Annotated in this window: 18 protein-coding genes; 7 read left to right on the top strand and 11 right to left on the bottom strand. The window is 42.2% G+C overall.

The features are described from left to right. Positions 1–145 precede the first annotated feature (145 nt). Complete coding sequence (locus J500_RS09800; RefSeq protein WP_034699368.1) at positions 146–3,643, top strand: PAS domain-containing hybrid sensor histidine kinase/response regulator; 3,498 nt, start codon at positions 146–148, stop codon at positions 3,641–3,643. Between the two features lie 399 nt (positions 3,644–4,042). Next, a complete protein-coding gene (locus J500_RS09795) occupies positions 4,043–4,810 on the top strand; it encodes a hypothetical protein (protein ID WP_004995523.1) in 768 nt (255 codons plus the stop codon). Between the two features lie 99 nt (positions 4,811–4,909). On the opposite strand, the gene J500_RS09790 is transcribed toward J500_RS09795, so the two are convergent. The 3 genes from J500_RS09790 to J500_RS09780 all read right to left on the bottom strand — a co-directional run bounded on the left by J500_RS09790 (position 4,910) and on the right by J500_RS09780 (position 7,588). After that, positions 4,910–5,266 (bottom strand): hypothetical protein, encoded by a 357-nt coding sequence (locus J500_RS09790; RefSeq protein WP_004995528.1) that lies wholly within the window; start codon positions 5,264–5,266, stop codon positions 4,910–4,912. A gap of 75 nt (positions 5,267–5,341) precedes the next feature. Then, positions 5,342–6,658 (bottom strand): ammonium transporter, encoded by a 1,317-nt coding sequence (locus J500_RS09785; protein ID WP_034699384.1) that lies wholly within the window; start codon positions 6,656–6,658, stop codon positions 5,342–5,344. Between the two features lie 279 nt (positions 6,659–6,937). After that, entirely contained in the window at positions 6,938–7,588 is a 651-nt protein-coding gene (locus J500_RS09780) for a response regulator (RefSeq protein WP_004985802.1), read from the bottom strand. Positions 7,589–7,958: 370 nt separating this feature from the next. Here J500_RS09780 and msuE point away from each other — a divergent pair, with 370 nt between their 5' ends. Then, positions 7,959–8,702, top strand: coding sequence for an FMN reductase (msuE, locus tag J500_RS09775; RefSeq protein ID WP_004985804.1), 744 nt, complete (start codon positions 7,959–7,961; stop codon positions 8,700–8,702). Between the two features lie 30 nt (positions 8,703–8,732). Beyond that, entirely contained in the window at positions 8,733–9,842 is a 1,110-nt protein-coding gene (gene sfnG, locus J500_RS09770; protein WP_004995532.1) for a dimethylsulfone monooxygenase SfnG, read from the top strand. A gap of 144 nt (positions 9,843–9,986) precedes the next feature. Here the strand turns inward: sfnG and J500_RS09765 are convergent, their stop codons facing one another. The 3 genes from J500_RS09765 to acs all read right to left on the bottom strand — a co-directional run bounded on the left by J500_RS09765 (position 9,987) and on the right by acs (position 15,597). Next, positions 9,987–12,227: a TonB-dependent siderophore receptor gene (locus tag J500_RS09765; protein WP_004995534.1), complete on the bottom strand. Its 2,241-nt coding sequence runs from the start codon at positions 12,225–12,227 to the stop codon at positions 9,987–9,989. A gap of 109 nt (positions 12,228–12,336) precedes the next feature. After that, a complete protein-coding gene (locus J500_RS09760) occupies positions 12,337–13,515 on the bottom strand; it encodes an acyl-CoA dehydrogenase family protein (RefSeq protein ID WP_004995536.1) in 1,179 nt (392 codons plus the stop codon). 138 nt (positions 13,516–13,653) lie between these two features. After that, on the bottom strand, positions 13,654–15,597 hold the full coding sequence (gene acs / locus J500_RS09755) for an acetate--CoA ligase (protein ID WP_034699363.1): 1,944 nt from the start codon (positions 15,595–15,597) through the stop codon (positions 13,654–13,656). A 301-nt stretch (positions 15,598–15,898) separates the two neighbouring features. Here acs and J500_RS09750 point away from each other — a divergent pair, with 301 nt between their 5' ends. After that, the gene (locus J500_RS09750) at positions 15,899–16,483 is read left to right on the top strand and encodes a DUF805 domain-containing protein (RefSeq protein WP_004995539.1); all 585 of its coding nucleotides are present in this window, start codon (positions 15,899–15,901) and stop codon (positions 16,481–16,483) included. Between the two features lie 85 nt (positions 16,484–16,568). Next, positions 16,569–17,561 carry a mechanosensitive ion channel family protein gene (locus tag J500_RS09745; protein WP_004985815.1) on the top strand — a complete coding sequence of 331 codons (993 nt, stop codon included), beginning with the start codon at positions 16,569–16,571 and terminating at the stop codon, positions 17,559–17,561. Here the strand turns inward: J500_RS09745 and J500_RS09740 are convergent. From J500_RS09740 to prfB, 5 genes are all read right to left on the bottom strand, one after another. Next, positions 17,538–18,245 carry a 16S rRNA (uracil(1498)-N(3))-methyltransferase gene (locus J500_RS09740; protein WP_034699361.1) on the bottom strand — a complete coding sequence of 236 codons (708 nt, stop codon included), beginning with the start codon at positions 18,243–18,245 and terminating at the stop codon, positions 17,538–17,540. The genes J500_RS09745 and J500_RS09740 overlap by 24 nt on opposite strands. Further along, positions 18,242–19,543: a 3-deoxy-D-manno-octulosonic acid transferase gene (locus J500_RS09735; protein WP_034699358.1), complete on the bottom strand. Its 1,302-nt coding sequence runs from the start codon at positions 19,541–19,543 to the stop codon at positions 18,242–18,244. The genes J500_RS09740 and J500_RS09735 overlap by 4 nt, the downstream gene beginning before the upstream one ends. Before the next feature lie 91 nt (positions 19,544–19,634). Beyond that, positions 19,635–20,705, bottom strand: coding sequence for an alkene reductase (locus tag J500_RS09730; RefSeq protein ID WP_034699356.1), 1,071 nt, complete (start codon positions 20,703–20,705; stop codon positions 19,635–19,637). Between the two features lie 30 nt (positions 20,706–20,735). After that, complete coding sequence (locus tag J500_RS09725) at positions 20,736–21,035, bottom strand: ArsR/SmtB family transcription factor (RefSeq protein WP_004985826.1); 300 nt, start codon at positions 21,033–21,035, stop codon at positions 20,736–20,738. Between the two features lie 138 nt (positions 21,036–21,173). Next, a protein-coding gene (gene prfB / locus J500_RS09720; RefSeq protein WP_104795336.1) for a peptide chain release factor 2 occupies positions 21,174–22,269 on the bottom strand; the annotation gives its coding sequence in 2 pieces (ribosomal slippage) (positions 21,174–22,196 and positions 22,198–22,269; 1,095 coding nt in all). A gap of 456 nt (positions 22,270–22,725) precedes the next feature. Here prfB and J500_RS09715 point away from each other — a divergent pair. After that, the gene (locus tag J500_RS09715) at positions 22,726–23,499 is read left to right on the top strand and encodes a putative porin (protein WP_004985831.1); all 774 of its coding nucleotides are present in this window, start codon (positions 22,726–22,728) and stop codon (positions 23,497–23,499) included. Positions 23,500–23,706 lie beyond the last annotated feature (207 nt).

The raw sequence follows: 23,706 nt of genomic DNA, 5'->3' as shown, positions 1-23,706 counted from the left end.
TTTAATCCTTTTTCTTTACGCTACTAAATTAACAAGCTTGTATGAGGTTCGTAACTTAGACTTTGGTCGCTAAATTTTGTACAACATGACAAGCTTTGTGACGGCTTAAGGTATGATAGTCCAAGCGTTGAACAGTTTAGGTGCTATGAACAGCTGGCTTATTATTGGGGTATTGGCCCTTTATATTTTAGTCTTATTCCTGTGTGCTTTTTTTGGTGAAAAGCATGCCAGTCGTTTGAGTACACGCGGACGAATGTTGCTGTTCAGCTTAACCTTAGGCGTTTACTGTTCCTCATGGACATTTTATGGTGCGACAGGTGCTGCTGTTCGTGAAGGCATCATTTTCCTGCCGATTTATTTAGGACCACTGCTATTTATTTGGTTCGGCTACGATATTTGGCGCCGTCTGGGACGAGTCCGCCGCCACCATGCAATTTCTTCGATTGCCGATTTTATTGCTGCACGTTATGGCAAAAGCGGCACTTTGGCATCACTGGTGACTATTCTTGCCGTGATTGCCATTATTCCCTATCTGGCCTTGCAACTACGTGCTATTGCTCTCAGTGCTTCGGTGGTACTTGATCAGGGGCCGCATTTAAATACCACCACCAACAGTGTTCTGTTAATGACTGGCGTTCTGGCCATGCTGGCTATGATGTTTGGGACGCGCCAGATTGCCAATACCGAACAACATGGTGGTTTAATGCTGGCGGTGGCCTTTGAATCATTCGTTAAACTTTCTGCGCTGATCTGTGTCGCATTGTTTTTTATTTTTGAAACGCCGAATAACCTGCGGCAAATCAGTCATGACGTGGCCAAAACTTTTCATGAAGTGCAATTATTTGGTGTTCCAGAAACTTTCTGGATTCAGACTTTACTTGCAGGTCTGGCGATTATTTGCTTGCCACGCCAGTTCCATGTCGCGGTGGTCGAGCTGCGTGATGAAAAACATATTCGTGGCGCTCGCCGTTGGTTTGCGGTGTATCTGATTTTAACCACACTTGCCATTATTCCCATCGCCAGTTGGGCGCTACATGCTGCGCCACAGTTTTTAACGACTCCAGATGTCGCGGTGTTGTCCTTGCCGCTCAGTTATAATCAGGAATGGCTCACCCTGCTGGCTTTTTTGGGTGGTTTTTCTGCTTCTACAGGGATGCTACTGGTGTCTTCGGTAGCACTCTCGATCATGTTAAGTAATGACTTGATCATGCCTGCATTGTGGCGCTTTAATCTGATTTCGCGCCACGATACCCGTTTGCCTCAAATGCTAAAATTTACCCGTCGCATCTGTATTTTAGCGGTGATGTTACTGGGTTTTTTATTTTTTCATTTCTTCAATGATATCGATCAACTTTCTGTTTTTGGCCTATTGGCCTTTAGTGCCGTTGCACAGTTTGCTCCAGCCTTGATTGGAGGATTGTACTGGCGTGGTGGTAGCCGTCAGGGCGTTTATGCAGGCTTAATTGTTGGCTTCTTGATGTGGATGTACACGCTGCTACTGCCTACCATTTTAAGAAGTTTACCTGATCAATATCAGGATTTTTCCTATCACTTTCTTCACTCAGGTCCTTTCGGGGTTAGCTGGTTACGCCCAGAAGCACTCTTGGGTTTTGAATCTTTTGCACCCTTGACGCATGGGGTGATTTGGGCACTGGGTCTAAATATTATTTTATATGTCTGGATTTCCCGTATTTATCGTCCAAGTGTGGCAGAACAAATTCAGGCAGAAAGTTTCTTTTATTATGAAACCAAGCCCTTACCTGCACAACATACCTCGACAGATATGAGTTATTTGCATCATGATGCCGCGCGACTGCGGGTAGGTGATCTGATTACACTGGCCAAGCGTATTACGGGTGATCGCCCAACCCAACACGCATTTGCACAATTTAGTAGTCAAAACAACGTCCTCTTAAATGAACACAGTTTTGCCAATGGTATGTGGTGGCGTTTTACTGAACAATATCTGGCGGGAACCATTGGTGCTGCCTCTGCACGAACTTTGCTCACCACGGCCATGGTCAATAATGGTCTGGCTTTGGGACAAGTCGCCAATATTCTGGATCAGGCGTCGCAATGGCAACGCTTTAACCAAAATCTGTTGATGACCATGATTGATCACATGACACAAGGCGTGAGTGTCGTTGATGAAAACATGTGTCTGGTCGCATGGAATAACCAATACTTAAAGCTGTTTGATTATCCTAAAGATTTGGTCTATGTCGGCTGCCCGATTGCCGATCTGATTCGTTATAACGCCGAACGGGGTGAATGTGGGCCGGGTTCCGTCGAAGAACATGTCCGCAAGCGTATTCACTGGATGCAAGTGGGAAGTGCTCATGAATTTGAACGTATTCGTAAAGATGGTCGTGTCATTCAGATGCGCGGCAACCCGATTGAAGGGGGTGGTTTTGTCACCACTTTTGCTGATATTACCGCGTTCCGTGAAAATGAGGCGGTGCTAGAAGCACGCGTCATGGATCGAACTCAACAGCTCGCGGATGCTTTAACTGAACAGCAATTGGCACGTGAACAGGCAGACAAAGCCAATATGTCGAAAAGCCGATTTATTGCCGCTGCCAGTCATGATTTGCTCCAACCGATGCATGCGGCTCGCCTGTTTAGTACCGTACTTGAACAAAGTGTGCATAGTGAACAAGAACGTCAAACCCTGCAACAACTTGACCGCGCTCTTTATGGAGCTGAAAGTATGCTATCAGCCCTGCTAGATATTGCCCGACTAGAAGGCGGTTCATTACAGCCGAAACGACAGGCTTATCCTTTGCATGATTTACTGAGTGATTTATCGCTGCAATTTAAATCAATTGCTGCGCAGCGCAATATTCAGCTCAAAGTCCATGATGCCCAATTCTGGATTGATACCGATCCACAGTGGATTCGACGCATTATTCAAAATTTTGTGAGTAATGCCTTGCGCTATACCGCCTCTGGGCGTGTAGTGGTGGGCGTATTGCGTTCAGCTCGAAAACCTCAACATATCCGCATCGGGGTATGGGACACAGGTCCGGGTATTGCGGAAGAACAGCGGATTAAACTGTTTCAGGAATTTGAGCGTTGTGGTCATACCTCGCCATGGGGCGAACAAGGTTTAGGTCTGGGTCTGGCGATTGTGCAACGGATGACCAGCCTGCTGGATTATCCTGTAGAGGTTTACTCTGAGCTTGGAAAAGGTTCCACTTTCATGATTGAAGTCCCTACCGTTCCAGCACCCCAAAAGACGGTTGCCGCTCTGCAACAGAATACGGCTATTCTGGCCACAGGTTATCGGGTGCTGTGCTTGGATAATGACGAAACCATTTTGGATGGTATGGCCGCTTTATTGTCGAAATGGGGCTACGATGTATTTAAGGCAACTGAACCAGAACAAGCCTTGACTATTATTCAGACTGAAAATATTCAGGTCTGGTTGATCGATCAACATTTAAATCGAGATCAACTTGGAATGGACTTTATTTTGGCACATCGCCCTGCCTCTGTACCTGTGGCACTGATTACCGCCGATTCAGATCCCGAATTACCTCAGCGATTAAAAGAAATGAATATTGTACTGCTGAAAAAACCACTAAAACCCGCTGGATTACGCGCATGGTTATCAGGTCTAAAAATTAGTTCAGACGCATAAACGTTGAGTCGAGATTTTGCATTTCAGAATATTACCTTGACCTTTCAAGATGAAAATTGGCGTTTTATTTTGACAAATAGGCAAAAGTGCTCAGAAAATAAGCCTTTTGCTATTTCCCAATTGACCAAAGTTTCCAATTCACAATCCACTATGGCAAAGTCTCACCAATTTGTAATAAAACATGCGTATAGTTAGTTACAATTACATAATATATTGTTTTTTATAAATATTTAACAATTAAAATCCTATATTAAACTTTAGTCTAATACCCCTTGCTTTCTGAATACCGCATAACAAGAAAAGTAAAAAGTCGATTCCATGATGCGCGTGAGCTTCACTATTTTGGCTCATCCAAAAACAGCATGGAAATTCGCAGAATTATTTTCAAGGACAAAAATCATGAATATTTCAGAGGCAGTTCCTCACGGTCAACATCAATCACTTCAGTTCTATCGTGAATACAGCGCCAATGCCTTACTCCCAGACATCGACTGGCAAGCGTTATTTCCTCATAGCAAAATTAATCCAACCCATGTGCAAGCCCTAGAAAGTATATATCGCAGTGCAGTGCCTCTGGCATTGAATGTCTTCAATGAACTTCACTTTGATGTATTTGCTCCTGCTGCCTATCATCCACAAGGTTTGGGTTTATTTGACAAACTTGCACAGCAAGAAAGTACACTGCTTGCAAGCCTTGAAGCGGAAACTGCGACTCTGGATCATGCGACACGCCACCAAATCTGGAGCATGTTACTCCGCGGTGGTGCAGTTTTAGTCTTTAAGGCATGGTTAGGTCGTGTTAAAAATAACAATGATCAGCTCGATACCACTCAATTTGATGAGCTTTCTGATTTACTGTTCATTAAAACTCCTCCACAGCAACTCGCACAACGTTTAGCTGTCGAAGCCAATGCCGATTTGGATCATATCTTTTTAATGTATGGCGATGATATTTTCCTTGATCGTTTTAACAGTCTGGAAACAGCGGCTTTATTTGTTGATTTGGGCGTTTATGACGCGGCTTTTTTGAGTTTGCGTGATGATCGTGTTGCAGATTATCTCAAACAAAAAGGTTATGTGACTCAAGAACAAATTGATGATTTGCAATGTGCGCTCAATCCGCTGTATTGCGACAACGTGACCTTAAAACAAGATTGTCTCGCATAAAATCATGCAGTGATCTAAACCAGTTAGACTAAACGGGTTTAGATCATGTTGAATACATCTGCACCTGTCGTGTCATGGTCATCCTCGTACAGACACCTCTTAACGTAATGCACCAATATAATGATGCGGTACCTCTTCCTGCTGAAGTTCGGCTTGTAATTCTGGACTTGTGCTTCTCAATCCAGCAAGGTTGCTTTCGATTTTTGGACTAGTTTTTAGACTTTGAGTGGTAGCACCATTTAAAATCTTGTCTAATTTCTCCGCCAAATTTTTAAGCTCACGATCATCCACCGATGCAGCCAAGTGCATGATTTCTTGGGCGTAGTCGTTATTTTTTGCCATATAGACGGCATCCACCACTCGTCCAGTTTCACGGCGCAACCTGACATAAAGCTGAGTTGCCAAGCTAAATAATTCATTATTGACCAATGGATCATCTGTATAGATTGTTTTCATGTTCTCACTCCTGATTGATTTAAACCCCAACGTCCTGCGGGCATTCGCAGGACATGGTTATGGCTCGCACTCCGATTAAGGAATGTGTTCTCCATGTTGAGCCAGATCCAATCCAAGTTGTTCTTGTTCTTCATTCACTCGAAGCCCGATAATCTTATCGAGAACAAATAAAATAATGAATGAAATCAGTGCACTGTAAATAAAGGTTACGATTGCACCAAGTGCCTGTACGCCGACATGTGCTTCTACGCCTGATAAAGTTTTTTGCGCAAATACACCCGTGAGAATGGCTCCTACAATGCCTCCTACACCATGAATCCCGAAAACATCTAAAGAATCATCGGCTTTGAGTAATCGTTTTAGACCTGTGGCTCCACAGTAACAGCACACACCTGCCAAAACACCGATCATCAGTGCACCGCTAACGCCAACAAAACCAGAAGCTGGCGTAATCGCCACCAGTCCTGCGACAGCGCCAGAACATGCCCCTAATAAAGTGACTTTTTGACGTGCTAAATATTCAACCAAACACCATGTCAAAGCCCCTGCTGCGGTCGCAATTTGAGTCACTAACATCGCCATACCTGCACGACCATCGGCTGCGCCAGCTGAACCTGCGTTAAACCCAAACCAGCCGACCCAAAGCAATGAAGCGCCAATAAAGGTGTACATCAAATTATTTGGAATAAAAGGTTCGCGACCATAACCACGACGCTTGCCTAACATATAGGCACAGACTAGCCCTGCGGCACCTGCATTAATATGCACCACCGTGCCGCCTGCGAAATCCAGAGCACCTAGTTGAGCCAACCATCCACTTGGTTCCCAGACCCAATGGGCAACTGGCACGTAGACCAATAAAATCCAGAACACCATAAACAAGATCATGGCTGAAAAACGCATTCGTTCAGCAAACGCCCCTGTAATCAACGCAGGTGTAATGATGGCAAAGGTCAACTGGAACATAATCCAGACGCTTTCTGGAATGCTGGGCGCAATATGACTCACCGAAAGCTTTTGTTGTACTAAATTGAAGTCAACTCCATTCAACATGATCCGATCCAGTCCACCAATAAACGGTGAATAAGGCGTAAACGCCAGACTATAACCAATGACCACCCATAAAATAGTAGAAATGCTTACAATCGTTAAACTTTGCAAAGAGGTTGCCAATACATTCTTTTTACGCACCATTCCTGCATAAAACAAAGCAATGCCTGGAATGGTCATCAATAAAACCAGTGCAGTTGAGGTGAGCATCCACGCTGTATTTCCTGCGCTAATTGTACTCATATCGGTCATATATGGTGCAGTTTCTGCCCAGCTCTGCTGGGTCATAAAAACCATGCTTAATAGTGCAATCGCTGCATATTTCAATTGATTATTCTTCACATGCATCCCCTAAGGCCATTTATATCTGCCTTTTTGTAATTACTATTTAAATGCTAACTAGACTGGATTTAGCAAAAAACGCGCCAATGATTTCTGTTTATTTCTTTTTTTAATTGAATTAGTTAATTTAATAATGATAAATGTGATGCATTTATCATTTTAATAAAATCATGAATTGGATTACAACAGAATTGCATCATCATGCATGCTTTTTTCAAGCCATAAAAAAGGATCTCCTGAGAGATCCTAATCATGAAAATAAATACTTATTCACGTGCTTTATTTTCTTTTTTCTTCAATATTTAAAGCATTAATGGCCAGAACTGCCTGAGTACGATTTTGCACGCCTAACTTTCTGAAAATTGCGGTGACATGGGCTTTAATGGTCGCTTCTGAAACATCCAGTTCATAGGCAATTTGTTTGTTCAATAAGCCTTCAGCCACCATCATCAAGACACGGAACTGCTGTGGTGTGAGTGACTGAATACGCTCTGCCAATTCAGTTTCATCGGCAGCGCGCGGGTCAAAACTCACATTATTCGGTAAGTTTGGCGGTAACCAGATTTCACCTTCCAAGACCTGACGAATCGCTTCACCAATATGGCTCGGATGAGCTGACTTTGGAATATAACCCATTGCCCCATGTGCGATGGCACGTTGAATAATCGAGGCTTCTTCATGTGCAGAAACCACAATAATCGGAATGGAAGGATACTGCGCCCGCACATGAACCAGCGCTGAAAAGCCAGACGCTCCTGGCAGGTTTAAGTCCAGCAACACCAAATCAGGTTCAGAACCACTTTCCAGACGCTCATAAAACTCATTGACGGCAGCAGTCTCATGAATCTGTGCCTGAGGAAAACTATATCGCACAGCTTGAATGAGAGCATGACGAAACAGCGGATGATCATCAACGATTAATATATTCATAAGCGAAATGAGAAATCTTTGGCACGGTCAGATTAATTCTAACCATACTCTGGCTATTAAGGATATGTCATATTATCCCAATTTTTGTCCAAATGTCGGATCAGTCGTTCATTTTGATCAATTTTTTCCATTTTTACGGTCAAGAAAAAGTTCAGCAATTTTTGATATAATCCCAGTTTGAAATAATATAAATATATGATTTTATATTATATTTATAATATTCAAATAGTTATACCTATAAAAATCAAGATTATCGTCATGCGAGCGATATATCTAAAAAAAAGATAAGTTTTGGTCATTTCCTTATTTTACCTAGACCGCTCAATAGGAATTAATAAAGACAGTTTTATTAATGTGATTGAGTTTATTCATGTCTAGTTCTCATGCTTCGTTAAATCCTTTAAATATTGTTGCGGTTTCTGGTGGTTTAAATACCCCTTCTAAAACAGAAGCACTGGTTCAGGAAATTTTAAATGAACTGGGTGAAGCCACCCCGATCAATGTCCATTTTATTAAATTTAGTGAAATTGGACATTTATTAGGGGGTGCGATTTATCGCAATCAATTACCACAACGGGTACAGGATGATTTAGCCAAAGTTGAAGCTGCGGACGCACTCATTGTGGGTACTCCCGTTTATCGTGCTTCATTTACGGGTTTATTTAAGCATTTTTTTGATTTTGTTGAACAAACTGCGTTGGTGGATGTTCCTGTGCTTTTGGCAGCATCAGGCGGTAGTGATCGCCATGCATTAGTACTAGAACATCAATTGCGTCCCTTGTTTAGCTTCTTTCAGGCTCAGACTTTACCCATTGGTGTCTATGCAACAGATCGCGACTTCACCCCTGAGTACACCATTAAAAGTGAATTATTGCGCGATCGCATTACGTTAGCAGTCGCTCGTGCTTTACCTATTTTGGAATGGGCACCTGCCAAAGGTCAGCGCGCTGAAGTGATCAAATCCAAAACTGAGCAAGCCAATCAAAATCTGGGCATTAATAAACAAATTGAACAGGATGAAGTGCTTCCTTCAGCAGCAGTTCCAAGTCTGGATGCGGCTGAATCACGCCTACATCATAAAATTAATAAGAATTTAAAAACCAACGTCGCTTAAGACGACGAAACACACTCAGAGGGTTTGACCATGTCAGAATTTTCTTCCCAGCCGATTCAATTTGCTTATTGGGTTCCCAATGTCAGTGGTGGACTTGTGGTCAGTAATATTGAACAACGTACAGACTGGAGCTATGACTATAATGTGCGTTTGGCTCAGGCAGCCGAGGCCAATGGCTTCGATTACGCCCTGACTCAGATCCGCTTTACCGCAGGTTATGGGGCAGAAAATCAACATGAGTCGGTCAGTTTTAGTCATGCCCTCTTGGCCAAAACTGAAAAGCTTAAAGTGATTGCTGCGATCTTACCCGGCCCATGGAAACCCGTTTTGGCGGCCAAACAACTGGCAACCATTGATTATCTGACTAATGGACGTATTGCCATTAATGTGGTGAGTGGTTGGTTTAAGGGGGAGTTTGATGCGATTGGAGAAGAATGGCCTGAACATGACCAACGTTATGTGCGTTCTGAAGAATTTATCCGCAGCATCAAGGGTATCTGGACAACGGATAACTTTAGTTTTGATGGTAAATATTACCAATTTAAAGATTATACCCTCAAACCAAAGCCGATTCAGAAACCGAGCATTGAAGTCTTTCAGGGTGGTAGTTCACGTGCTGCCCGCGATATGGCGTCACGGGTTTCAGACTGGTATTTCACCAACGGCAATACGGTTGAGGAAATTCAAAAACAAGTGGATGATATTCGTGCCAAGGCCCAAACAAATAATCATCAGGTTAAAATTGGGGTCAATGCCTTTATCATCGCCCGTGATACTGAAGCAGAAGCACAAGCCGTATTACAGGAAATTATTGATCAAGCCAACATCGAAGCAGTCAATGCCTTTGATGACGCAACCCGTCAGGCAGGCGCAGCCAGTCCTGAAGGTGAAGGTAACTGGGCAAAATCCACTTTTGAAGATCTGGTGCAATATAACGATGGCTTCAAAACCAATCTGATTGGCACACCTGAGCAAATCGCCGAGCGGATCGTGGCACTCAAAAATGTTGGTGTTGATTTGATTTTATCTGGCTTTTTACATTTTATTGAAGAAGTAGAATATTTTGGTGAAAAGGTTCTGCCTTTGGTTCGTGAATTAGAGTTACAACAACGGGTACAAACGACTGCGAAGTCCGCTTGAGTCAAATAAGCTTGAATAAAAACAATAAGAAATACTCTGTATAAAACAATAATTACACCCCAGAACTCGGTCTGGGGTGATTTTATTCTTCATTTGATCAATCCGCCCACTTTCAATAGGCTGAATTGGGTTATTTATTTTAAATTAGAATTTTGCTTTAAGCGTTAACGTGACGTTTCTTGGTTCTCCCCAATAAACACCATTGTAAAATCCAATTTCCTGATAATACTTTTCATCAAATAAATTATTAAATTGCAGGTTGGCACTTAAATTTTTGCTAAAGTCATAGCCAATATTAGCGCTGGCTAGAAAATAGGCATCCTGACGAACAAAGCCATCGGTATTACTAGGTGCGCCACCCCATTTACGCTTTACTTCACTTTGCCAATTGATACCGAAACCTACATTTAGTTTCTCTGCTCCATCCCACCATGCTTCAGGTAATTTCAGATTGGTATACACTTTGACCAAATTTTGCGGTACGTTAGTTAAAGCACTTACTTGTGGAGAGCTCACGCTATTGACATAAGTATAACCTGCACTCACATTCCAGCCTTTGGTAATTTGGCCAATAGCTTCTACTTCAAAGCCTTCGACCTTATATCCTTCGCCAGATGCAATCATTGGATCAGCGCCATCATCTGTTTTAATTCCTTGATTAACAGCCTCTAGATCTCGAACTGCTATATTCTCTTTTTCAGAGCGAAAAATGGCAGCGGTTGCTAATAATTGTTCATTCAACAAACTGGTTTTCATCCCAATTTCATAGGCTTTTCCTGTTTCTGGATCAAGAAATCTACTATTTCGATCTTTATTGGTCGTTGGGCTAAAAATATCGGTATAACTCGCATAGGCTGTTACTAAAGGTGTAATGTCATAAGTCACGCCGACATAAGGAGTAAAAGAATCCGCTTTTACATCACTTTTGGTGCCATTGGTGGCTTTATATTCACTATATCGTCCCCCCACAATCAGTTTAAGTGGATCGGTAATGCTTAAACGCACCGTACTGTAAACCCCGTAATTTTGTTGTTTCGCATCTTTAGTTGAGGGAGTTACGGTATAATTTGGTTGAGTGGTGGCATTACCATTCCAGCTTTGCCAGTTATTAATCAAACATGATCCTGCGATATTATTGGCAATAGTTTCATTCTTTCCTGTACAGGTTACTTGATCGCCGATATTGCCATATAAAGCACCTGTTGGAGCATCACTGGAACGCTGATAACCATTCGCCCCCAAAATCAATTCATGCTCACGATTAAAGAGTTTAAATGGACCTGTCGTATATAATTCTAAATTGGTTTTTTTAGATTCCTGCGTCGGATAAACCGTAGACCAAAGGCCTATACCTGTACCATCTGACTTGGGAAAACCACTGCCACCATAAGACATCAACCAGAAGTTTTTTGAATAGGAATACGAAGCTGCGGCTTTAATCAACCAATCATTTGCAAATTTATAACTTAAATCGGCAAATGCAGTACGATCATTCTGACTAATTGTGTTCCAACGATTCGCCAAACTGAAATTGCGTGGCAAATTGGCTAAACTTCCATCAGCATTCCAGTAGGGTACTGCCCCCCATGTCGAACCTTTGGGCTGATTATCCTGATACTGAAATCCAATACTTCCCGTTAAACGATCCGAAAAATCGGCCTCCACCATTGCCATTGCCGCTGTAGATTCGAGCGAGTAATAATCCATATATGAGTCGCCTTGCTCATGCATCGCCATAACACGACTACGAATACGACCATCTTGAGTTAATGGCACCGAAACATCCGCTTCATTACGAATCGTATCCCATCGACTGAATGAGGTAGATGCATAACCTGATAATTCTTTGGTAGGACGCTTACGGATCATGTTAATAGTCGCAGAAGGATTCCCCGTAGAACCACTTAAACCTGTTGCGCCTTTTACGACTTCAATACGATCAAAAAAGAAACTATCAGTACGAGGGCTATTGTCGCCAATCGGCATTCCATCAATCTGGCGATTGGTAATTGGATAACCGCGGCTATAGTATGAAGAACGCTCACTATCAAGTTTCGTTACTGTGATGCCAGGCGTTGCCATTAATACATCATCAATAATATTTAAGTTTCTTTGCTCAATCTGCTCACGCGTAATCACGCTGACAGACTGAGGGGTTTCCTGAATACTCAAGTTTAATTTAGCGGATCCTTTAGACGCTTTTGCCTTATAGCTACCTGTCCCTTCAGTTTTATCTCCCTGCTCATCAGCATGTAATACAATTGAGGGTAATACCGCCGTTTCTTGATCTGAAGCGTCCTCATTGGCAATGACTAAAGGTGAAATCCCAAGGAGAATAAACGAAACAACAGCATGTGATAAAGGAGTCTGGGAAAAGGTCGGCATTATAATTCCATTAAACATTAATATTAACGATAATAATTATCATTTAATACAAACAAAAAAACAACACATCCTTCATCTTTCCACTAATTATGAGTAAACTATATCCAAATTAAGAATAAAAACTCGGCTCAGGGACTTTTCCCGTCAACACCCACTCGCCCACTTCCTGATATTTGTAGTCGATCGGATCATGTAAGGTTTGAGTGCGTACATTGCGCCAGAAGCGATCCGAATTGAGTTGTGCAGTTGTGGCACGTGCGCCCATCACCTGAAAAATATTCTGAGTAATGAAAAGACTGCTTTGCGTCGCAGCAATTTTAGCTGTGGCAATTGCAACAGATACTTCGCCACGTTGCTGTGCCGTTAATTGTTCTCCCTGCTGCCATGCGTGTTGTAACAGTTTGACTGCTTTTTCTGTCAACAAACGAACACTTTCAAGCTGAACATAAAATTCGGCAAAATGCTTTTGAATATAGGGATCTTGGATTGCAGTTTCAGCACTTGATTTAAACCATGCTTTTTGTGACTGAACGGCTTGTCTGGCCGTTTCAAATGCCCCTTCTGCCACACCCAAAAATAAATGCACAAATATTAATTGAGCAATCAATGGTCTTAAACTGGCATAAGGCGTACTTAAAGGGCCAGGATTTAACAATAATTCATCTTTAAAAATTCTTACTTGTTCAAAATGCGTTGTACCACTATCGGTTTGACGTTGTCCCATATTGTTCCAGTCGCGTAGAAAACAAATACCCTCGCGTTGACTTGGAATCACTCCGATGCGTAATTGATCGTTTAAATAACCTGAACAGAGCAAAACGTCAGAGTCCATTGAACCAGAACAAAAACTTTTATCTCCATGAAACAAATATTCATCTTCACTCAGTTGCTCGATTTGTACACGCTGATCTAGCGGATTAAGTGCATTTCCCCAAAATAATTGTTGCTGCGCCGTTTGTTCAAACCATTTGGCATATTGTTTAGGTTGGGAAAATAATTGTACGGTCGCAATCAGTAAATGATGAAATCCATAAACATGTGCCAATGAACTATCAGCCTGTGCAATGATTTGAATGGTCTTAAAAATGGTTGTCCAGTCTGCTCCGATTCCTCCATATTGTTGAGGAATCGATAAGCTCAATAATCCACTGGCACGGAGTTGATCGCGCTCAGTTTTTGGATTACCACCTTGTTTATCACGCGCCGCTGCTGTCTTTGCAAATTCAGATGCCAGTGTTTGGGCAATTTCAATCGGATCGTTGTGCAGTGAAAAATCAACGGCATTCATGTTTTTCATCCTTGCTTTATTTTTTAAATCAGTTCGATAGCCTAACAAACTTAAGCCAGTTGTTTTATCACAATCTTGAAGATACTCAGCATCAAAATAAAAAAACCGTCTTGGCGACGGTATTTTTAGCAATCAAGATCAACGATCTGGATAAACGGTAGCAATCAAATGCTCCACCACCGCGGGTTCTGCCAGTGTTGAAGTATCCCCCAGACTGTCCAGTTCGTTCGCCGCAATTTTACGTAAAATACGTCGCATGATTTTTCCTGAACGGGTTTTCGGCAAAGCAGGCGCCCAGTGCAATGCATCAGGGGTGGCGATCGGTCCAAGTTGTTTACGTACCCATTGGACTAATTCTGCCCGTAATTCTTCAGACTCAGCGACTCCTGCCTGTAAAGTCACAAACGTACAAATACCTTGTCCTTTAATTTCATGCGGCATACCCACAACGGCAGCTTCAGCAACATGCTCATGAGCGACTAAGGCACTTTCAATTTCAGCGGTTCCCAAACGATGTCCAGATACATTTAACACATCATCGACACGCCCAGTAATCCAGTAGTATCCATCTTTATCACGCCGCGCACCATCGCCCGTAAAATAACTGCCTTTAAATGTGGAAAAGTAGGCTTCAATAAAACGATTCGGATCGCCCCAAATCGTTCGCATTTGCCCCGGCCATGAGTCCTTAATGATCAAATTTCCTTCGGCTTCGCCCTCAAGTTCTTTGCCGTCTCCATCCACTAACGCAGGCTGCACCCCAAAATAAGGGCGTGTTGCAGAACCAGGTTTTAAAGCAGTAGCCCCCGGAAGCGGAGAAATCAAAATTCCCCCCGTTTCGGTTTGCCACCATGTGTCGACCACAGGGCAACGAGCTTCACCCACAACATTGTAATACCATGACCAAGCCTCAGGGTTAATCGGCTCACCGACCGTTCCTAAAAGTCGCAAACTGCTACGATCACTTTCGCGTACATAGGCATCGCCTTCACGCATCATGGAACGAATAGCCGTTGGTGCAGTATATAAAATGGTGACATTATGCTTATCGACAATATGTCCGATGCGCGCCCATGTTGGATATTGCGGAACGCCCTCAAACATGAGGGTAGTCGTACCATTAGACAATGGACCATAGAGCAGATAACTATGTCCTGTAATCCAGCCTACATCCGCAGTACACCAGTAAATATCGTCCTGTTTTAAATCAAAAACCTCTCTAAAGGTCGAATTCACATAGACCAGATAGCCGCCTGTGGTATGCAACACACCTTTTGGTTTTCCCGTTGAGCCAGAAGTATAAAGAATAAATAAAGGATCTTCGGCATTCATCGGTTCAGGCGGGCAAATCTCATCAACTTCTGTGATCACTTCGTGATACCAAAGATCACGCCCTTGTTGAAAGTGGATTGGATTACCTGTGCGATGCACCACAATCACATGCTCTACGCTATGGGTTCCATCGAGTTTTAGTGCTTCATCGACACTTTCTTTTAGAGGAAGTTGTTTCCCACCGCGCATTCCCGCATCGGCAGTAATGACCAGGTTGGCTTGACTGTCTTTAATTCGACTCGCCAATGAATCTGGAGAAAACCCACCAAAGACCACACAATGCACCGCACCGATACGCGCACAGGCCAGCATGGCAATCGCTGCTTCGGACACCATTGGCATATACAGCACCACACGGTCGCCTTTGGAAATACCATATTTTTTTAAAACATTGGCAAAACGACAAACTTCTTCGTATAACTCTTTAAACGAAATAATTTTATGCCGTGAAGGGTGATCACCTTCCCAAATAATCGCAGGTTTATGTGGATGTTCTTTGAGATGTCGATCCAGACAGTTTGCACTGACGTTTAACTCACCATCAGCGAACCATTCGATCTTAAAATTGTCGGTGTCATAACTGGTATTTTTGACCTGTGTAAAGGGTTTGATCCAATCCAGTCGTTTCGCTTCGGCTGCCCAGAACTCTTCAGGTTGCTCGATTGATTGCTGATAACGCTCAAAATAATCTACTTCAAGCGTCCGCGCTGTTTTTTTAAATTCTTCGGGTACTGGATAGATGTCATTCATGCTGTTCCCTTCCTTGATGTTTGATATCTCATCACGAGATTTTGTCAGTCATTTACTTATTGATTTTTATTCCGCCTTAAGCAGTATGAACACAGCATAAAAGTGCAAACAATAATGCTTTGGTCTTAGTTCAACATAGCCTAATTTTTTAGTTCAGACATTATCTTTTCGAATAAAATTATTGATTTTTTGTGTACTTAGCTATACTTTTTTTAATGAAGATTTCAAACTGTAGCTTCACTAAAGCTTAAGAACTGTAACATTTCATCCGAATATAACCATTCAAAAAAATGAGGACCATATGACACAGCCATCTTCAAATTCTCCTTTCTTTGCCAGAAATAGTATTGAAATAAAAGATAATCCTTTATCTCCCAATGGGCGTTTTAATCGTCTAAGTTATCTGGGTTGGTATGGTTTTTTAAATATTGTGACCGTAGTTGCCTATTTAGCATTGGGCGTTTTTGTAGGTGCGTTTAGTCTAAGCACCTTTTCCATTAATGATCGAGTCATGGATTTGTTTAGTGGCGCGATGGGCATCGGCATCTTGGTGTTATGGGCAATCGTTGCCTATTTTCATATCGTTTTTTTAGTTCGTCGTTTACATGATGCCAATCGTAGTGGTTGGCTGTGCTTATTGATTTTAATTCCGCTCATACAATTTCTATTTATGCTTTATGTGCTTTTTGTTCCAGGAAGCAAAGGCTTGAATGATTATGGTGCACCGCGTCCGTCAGCCGTATGGGAAAAAATTCTGGCGTGGCTCATGATTATTGTCATGATTTTAAGTCTATTTTCTGTTGCCAGCCTGATTTCATTCATGTCTAGTACAGGCGAACTGCAAACTCCAACAGAGATCGTACAAAAAGGTACAAGCTATTTCTAATCTCTATTGCAACCTAGTTGAGGGATATAGGTGATCGTACTACACTATCGCCTTGTTTTTTAAAGCTGGTATTTGGGAAATCAATGTGGCCGAAGATAATAAACTGAGCGATGTCGCAACCGATACCGCTCAACTGATTCAACAAGCGGGTGAGAAAACCACAAAATCGGTCATTCAACATACTGAAAAATACCACGATGCCTATACCGCGATTGATAAAATCGTGGATAGCTTCTGGGAACGTGTGCCTTACTTATGTATTGCTTTGGCCGTTTTTTTGATTTTTTGGCTTTTAACCAAAGTCTTTAAGTTTTTTATCGCCAAAACCCTCAGTAATCGCAGTTATACCCGCCAGAATCTGGTCTTGGTACTGAATCGTGTCGGTAGTGTTTTGATCATGTTTGTGGGTTTCCTCATTGCATTGGTGATTGCCATTCCCGGTTTTACCCCAAGTCAACTGGTCAGTGCGCTAGGGATTGGTTCGGTGGCGATTGGTTTCGCCTTTAAGGATATTTTCCAGAACTTATTATCGGGCGTTCTGATTTTATTGGGTGAACCATTTCGTATTGGCGACGATATTATTGTCAATGGTATGGAAGGAACCGTCGAAGATATTCAAATCCGTGCGACTTTTTTACGTTCGCCTGATGGCCGCCGTTTAGTCATTCCAAATGCAACGGTTTATACCAGCGCTATTACGGTGAATACTGCTTATCAACGTCGACGCTGCCAATTTGTGGTGGGTATTGGCTATGAAGATGATGAACAAAAAGCAAAATCGATTATTCTGGATATTCTGAATAATAACCGTAATGTCCTGAGTCAGCCTGCATTTAGTGTCAATGTCACCGCATTGGCCGATTTTTCAGTCAATCTTACCGTTCAATGGTGGGTAGACACGACAGAAACCGGGATTTCAGCTTCTATTAGCGAGATTCAGGCTGAAGTCAAACAGGCATTTAGTGCAAATGCTATCAATATTCCTTACCCGATTCAGGAACTTAAAGTCCATCAAAGTGCACCAGAATTACTCAATACAGCAACAACCGCAGAATCAAGCAAACAATCTTCCCAATAAATAGGAAATAGCGGTTTCTGTTCTTAAAATACGGTTGCCTAAGTGATACGCTTGGCAGCCGTTTTGGGTTAGTAAATCTACCTCATAAGGGATAAATCCCCCTTCTGGCCCAATGATGATGCTACAGGGATGATCAATTGCATAGGGCATGGCGGTTTCTGCATAAGGATGTGCCAAATAAGCAGGTCGATCTTTATCAATCATTTGCGGCAAAATATCTTCAACAAATGGCTTAAAACGTGGGTATAACTCAATTTCAGGAACAACTACATCTCCTGCCTGCTCCAAGCCTAAAGTCACATAATGATCCAGTTGTTTTAAAAAAGGCGTTTGCCAATAACTTTTATCCACACGATAACTGTGGATAAGTATCAACTTGTCCACACCCAATGTCACGCTGTCCATCACAATACGACGTAACACTTTGGGTCTGGGCAATGCCACAATTAAAGTCACGGGCAATTTGGCAGGCACTTTTTCTTGTTGAATCGGTTCAATCCAGATTTTATCGAAATCAATTTTTTTTATTTCAACGAGATAGCGTGTCTCATTGCGAATCCCAACTTTGAGCCGATCACCGACATTCAATTTTAAATGCTGAATAATATGCTGATATTGTCTGGACTGGTGAATGACCCACAATGTCTCTTTAACATCCTCGGGTTCCAATAACACAATATTCATGCATTCATCGCCTGCTGATCCAGATAGTGGTCGATTACAGCGATATGATGTCGTAATGACCCCTGATTCCGCGCTAACACTCGTTGTGCCTGAGCTGCCATATGTGTTGCAGCCTCTTGATCATATAAATAATGTCGAAACGCTGCCACTGCCGCCTGTGCATCGGGTGCAATGTCAATCGCCTGTTCAGCAACACATTCATCCACGATATTTTGAAAATTAAAATAATGCGGGCCAATCACGGTCGGCACATAAAGCGCCATCGGTTCCAAAATATTATGTCCGCCCCCCGGTTGATTGAGCGAGCCTCCGACAAAACAGACCTGACTTAAGGCATACCATAACCATAATTCACCCATACTATCTGCCAGATAAACTTGAGTGTCGGGTTGAACGTTCTGACCCGAACTACGCCGTTGAGTGTTTAGATTGAGTTTCTGGCATAACTGAAAGACTTCATCAAAACGCTCAGGATGACGCGGTACCACGATACATAACAAGGCAGGATTATTTTGTAAATCCTCTCGCAGTGCCTCAAGTAATAATTGTTCTTCTGGTGCATGGGTACTCGCCAAAGTCACAATCTGACGCTCAGCTAATTGCCATTGTTGTTGTATTTGTTCGGCTTGCTCAAGAAAATGGGGGGGTGCTGAAATATCGAATTTGATATTACCCACTATTAGCGCTTTTTGTGCGGCTAAACCCAATTCAATATAGCGCTGTTGGGTGGGTTGATCCTGTGCCAATAAAATATCTATTTTACTCAGCATCGCTCGGGTTAAACCCGCTACTCGGGCATAACCTTTAGCCGATTTTTCAGAAAGCCGAGCATTGAGTACCATCACTGCAATCTGATGTTGTCTGGCTTGATCGATTAGATTTGGCCATAATTCTGTTTCGACCAAGGCCAAAAAACGTGGCTGGTATTTTGCAAAAAACTGTTGCAGCAGATCAATTTGATCCACAGGCAAATATACCGCCTGAAATAGCTCCAGATAGGGTTCTTTTAAAAATAAAGATTTGGCGCGCGTCTGACCTGTTTTGGTGGTATTGGTCACCAGAACGGGATAACCTAATTTTAAATAATGTTCAATCAATGGCTGCGCGGCATTGGTTTCACCCACTGAAACTGCATGAAACCATAAGGCATGACGATTTTTAACACGCTGAAATGGCCCAAAACGCTCCAGACATTCCTGTTGATAGAGTGCATTTGTTTCAGCGCGCTGTTTGATCTTCCAGCGATAAAAAGGCTTGATACACGCCAATAAAAAGTTATACCAAAATGGAGTCGCCAAACAGTTTGATCTCAATTGATTTTACAGGGCTTGAATATAACAGAGCGACACACTTTTGTTAAAGTGCGTCGCTCTAAAGAAAATGGACTGTTTAAGCTTCGAGGGTATGCTCAGCTAAAGCAGGATAATCGGTATATCCCAATGCACCTTTGGCATAAATGGTTTCTGGATTTAACTCATTGAATGGCAGATTCTTTTCCAAACGAGTCAACAGGTCAGGATTAGCAATATAGGCTTTACCAAAAGAAACCGCATCTGCTTCGCCTGATGCCAAAAGCTGTTTGGCTGATTCAGGCGTTAGATTTTCATTGGCGATCCACGCCCCTGTAAATTGCTGACGCAATTGTGGACTGATACTGTCTTCGGCTTGATATTCTCTTGAGAAAACAAAGGCAATCTGGCGCTGACTCAGTTGTTGCATCACATAACCAAAGGTTTCTAGTGGATTGGCATCCCCCATGTCATGCGAATCTGCTCGCGGTGCAATATGCACGCCAACACGTCCTGCACCCCAAACCTCAATAAATGCATCGACCACTTGTAACAATAAGCGCGCGCGATTTTCAAGGCTACCGCCATATTCATCATCACGATGGTTTGTGGTACTTTGCAAGAATTGGTCAATCAAATAACCATTTGCCGCATGCAACTCCACTCCATCAAAACCAGCAACTTTGGCTAACTCCGCGGCATGTTTATATTGCGCGACAATCTCCTGAATCTCTTCAATCGATAATGCACGCGGTGTCACATATGGACGTTTTGGTCGTAATAAACTGACGTGTCCAGCTGGTTGAATGGCACTTGGTGCAACAGGTGTATCGCCATCCAAAAGATCTGGATGAGAAATACGTCCCACATGCCAAAGCTGTACCACCATTTTTGAGCCTTGTGCATGCACTGCCTCTATAATTGGCTGCCATGCCTTTGCCTGTTGCTCTGACCACAGCCCCGGTGTTTCTGCATAACCGACTGCTTTAGGGGCAATCACTGTCGCCTCAGTCAAGATCAGACCTGCATTGGCGCGCTGGGCATAGTATTCCTGCATCAATTGATTCGGAACACGAGTTTCACCACTTCGTGCGCGGGTTAAAGGAGCCATGACCAGACGATTTTTAATTTCAAAATCGCCAATTTTCAAGGGAGAGTTCAATTCAGCCATAATCGCCTCGGCTCACACTGTTTGCTTGAGTTACAGTGCTTGTTTTAAATGATCGAGATATTGCTGAATCAATGCTTCATTACGTGAAAAATAAGACCATTGACCATATTTTTCGACCTTAATCAATCCTGCCTGTTGCAATACAGACAAATGATTGGACATGGTAGATTGGGAGACATTGCCCAAACGTTCAATGTGACCCGCACAGACACCACGTTCAAAATTGCCACACTCTTCTACCGACAAATAATGGGCTGGCTGCTTTAACCATTGCAAAATTTGCCGGCGAGTCGGATTGGCTAAGGCTTTAAAAATCGCATCTACATCCATAAACCTTGCTCATGGGTTAAATGACAAAGCATTGTTCAACACCTGATCTCATTATATCGAATAATTTAGATATTAATATCTATTTTTATAGATATATTGTCATCGCATGTAAATTTGCTTTGCCAATTGACTTGTAACTTAGAGACCTTGTTTTAAACTGGCTTCAATAAATTTGTCCAGATCACCATCCAGTACAGCGCCAGTATTGGAGTTCTCAACCCCAGTTCTTAAGTCTTTAATACGTGAATCATCTAGTACATAAGAGCGGATTTGACTGCCCCAACCGATGTCAGATTTTGAGTCTTCCAGTGCCTGAGCGGCTTCATTACGCTTACTCATTTCCAGCTCATACAATTTGGCACGTAACTGTTTCCATGCATGATCACGGTTCGCATGTTGCGAGCGCTGATTTTGACATGCCACCACAATCCCTGTTGGCGCATGGGTTAAACGCACCGCAGAATCGGTTTTGTTAATGTGCTGACCACCCGCACCTGAAGCGCGGTAAGTATCGGTGCGCACATCGGATGGATTGATTTCGATCTCGATATTGTCATCAATTTCAGGTGATACAAACACTGCACTAAACGAAGTATGACGACGATTACCACTATCAAATGGTGATTTACGTACTAAGCGATGTACACCCGATTCGGTGCGTAACCAACCATAGGCATACTCACCCTCTACACGGATAGTCGCAGATTTAATGCCTGCCACATCACCATCTGACTCTTCCATCAATTCAGCTTTAAAGCCATGACGTTCAATCCAGCGCATATACATCCGTAACAGCATCGATGCCCAGTCTTGCGCTTCTGTGCCGCCAGACCCCGCCTGAATCTCGACATAACATGGATTTGGATCCATGGGGTTGCTAAACATCCGACGGAATTCTAGCTTGGCCAGTTCTTCTTCAGCGGTGGCAAGTTCAGCTTCTACATCCACCAGTAAGCTTTCATCATCGGCTTCAACCGCCAAATCCAGCATGGCTTTGGCATCTTCAAGTTGTTCAGCCAAACCATCCAGCACATTAATTATATTTTCAAGCTCGCCTTTTTCTTTGGCCATCGCTTGAGCGCGACTCTGGTCATTCCAGATCGCAGGATCTTCTAATTCACGCAGGACTTCTTCTAAACGTTCTTTTTTCAGATCGTAGTCAAAGATACCCCCGTAGTGTTTGACTACGATCAGTTAAATCTTTTAATTGGTTTAGATAAGGATTAATTTCCACGCGATTATGCTCACATCAAAAATAAATAGCGCATTATTTTAGCATAAAGTGTTTTTTAAGACATGATATGAAACATGATCACTGCGATGAAGACCTCAGACCGCACACTGAAAAAACTTAAAATAAGCTGAATAGCTTTCTGTATTCGGCTTCATTATTGCTATTTATTAAAGCATTTTACTCTCCATCATGATGTGCATCTGAAGATATTCACTCACAAAAATGCCTCTTTATTGAGCAAAATATTACAATACTCACAAAACTACGTATCTTTTAATAAAACAAAACATTCAATTATTTTATTTAATTACAATAACTTATATTTAAAAATTTACATTGCAATTACATTATTACACTACAGTTACTAAGCCAAGATTGACGCACCATAATTTTCCAATACACTCTAAGTTGTAACAAAAGATTTACTTTTTTAAAAACTTTGGAGGGGAGATTTCCATGAAAAAATTAGCAATTGCATCTGCTTTATTATCCACATTGGCCTTTGTAGGCACTGGTACTGCACATGCCTATCAGGCTGAAGTCGGCGGTTCTTATACCTATAATGACTGGGATGACTATGATGCAACTCATCAGTTTGGTTTAGATGGAACTTACTATTTCAACCCTGTACAAACCCGTAATTCACCACTTGCAGAAGCCGCGTTTCTTGACCGTGCTAGTAACGTGAGTGCCAACGTTAAATATGCAGACAACGATGGCGTAAAAGATACTAACTACGGTATTGGCGCTGAATACTATGTCCCAAATAGTGACTTCTATGTGAGTGGTCGTATTGGTCGTGAAGAATTTGAAGTCGATAACAGCCCAATTGATAGTAAAACAACTCTTTACGGCGCTGAAATAGGTTACCTACCAACACCAGGTTTATTACTTGCTTTAGGTGTAACAGGTTATGACCAGAAAGATGGCGATGATGGTGCTGACCCAACTATTCGTGCCAAATATGTCACTCAAGTCGGTCAACATGATGTAAACCTTGAGGCATACGGTGCATTTGGTGATCTTGATGAATATCGTGTTCGTGGTGATTACTATATCGATAAAACATTTAGCGTAGGTGCAGATTACTACAATAACGACTTAACAGATCGTGATGAGTGGGGTATTAACGCGAAGAAATTCCTCAATCAACAAGTCAGCGTTGAAGGTCGTATCGGTTTTGGTGACAACTACAACACTTATGGTGTTCGTGCTGCTTACCGTTTCTAATTGGAAACTTAAACATCAAAAAATCGCTCATTTTGAGCGATTTTTTTATTTTAAAATTTAATGAATATAACTTATTTATTTCAGTCAGCATTGTCCCCCATCTTTTATTTAATTTTTATTTTAGTAAACGTTTACACCTCCAAAATGTAAATAAAACTTTACATTTTTATAAATTACGAATACTCTTAATGTAAAGTAAACTTTACA

Origin of the sequence: Acinetobacter sp. 479375, assembly GCF_000581715.1 — a bacterium.
Lineage (GTDB): Bacteria > Pseudomonadota > Gammaproteobacteria > Pseudomonadales > Moraxellaceae > Acinetobacter > Acinetobacter ursingii.
This window is presented reverse-complemented; position numbering and strand designations above follow the sequence as displayed.

Coding starts and splice junctions, on each gene's coding strand:
- sfnG (WP_004995532.1), top strand. CDS start 8,733: ATGTCAGAATTTTCTTCCCAGCCGATTCAATTTGCTTATTGGGTTCCC.
- J500_RS09715 (WP_004985831.1), top strand. CDS start 22,726: ATGAAAAAATTAGCAATTGCATCTGCTTTATTATCCACATTGGCCTTT.
- J500_RS09750 (WP_004995539.1), top strand. CDS start 15,899: ATGACACAGCCATCTTCAAATTCTCCTTTCTTTGCCAGAAATAGTATT.
- J500_RS09800 (WP_034699368.1), top strand. CDS start 146: ATGAACAGCTGGCTTATTATTGGGGTATTGGCCCTTTATATTTTAGTC.
- J500_RS09765 (WP_004995534.1), bottom strand. CDS start 12,227: ATGCCGACCTTTTCCCAGACTCCTTTATCACATGCTGTTGTTTCGTTT.
- J500_RS09725 (WP_004985826.1), bottom strand. CDS start 21,035: ATGGATGTAGATGCGATTTTTAAAGCCTTAGCCAATCCGACTCGCCGG.
- J500_RS09730 (WP_034699356.1), bottom strand. CDS start 20,705: ATGGCTGAATTGAACTCTCCCTTGAAAATTGGCGATTTTGAAATTAAA.
- J500_RS09790 (WP_004995528.1), bottom strand. CDS start 5,266: ATGAAAACAATCTATACAGATGATCCATTGGTCAATAATGAATTATTT.
- msuE (WP_004985804.1), top strand. CDS start 7,959: ATGTCTAGTTCTCATGCTTCGTTAAATCCTTTAAATATTGTTGCGGTT.
- J500_RS09795 (WP_004995523.1), top strand. CDS start 4,043: ATGAATATTTCAGAGGCAGTTCCTCACGGTCAACATCAATCACTTCAG.
- acs (WP_034699363.1), bottom strand. CDS start 15,597: ATGAATGACATCTATCCAGTACCCGAAGAATTTAAAAAAACAGCGCGG.
- J500_RS09780 (WP_004985802.1), bottom strand. CDS start 7,588: ATGAATATATTAATCGTTGATGATCATCCGCTGTTTCGTCATGCTCTC.
- J500_RS09760 (WP_004995536.1), bottom strand. CDS start 13,515: ATGAATGCCGTTGATTTTTCACTGCACAACGATCCGATTGAAATTGCC.
- J500_RS09740 (WP_034699361.1), bottom strand. CDS start 18,245: ATGAATATTGTGTTATTGGAACCCGAGGATGTTAAAGAGACATTGTGG.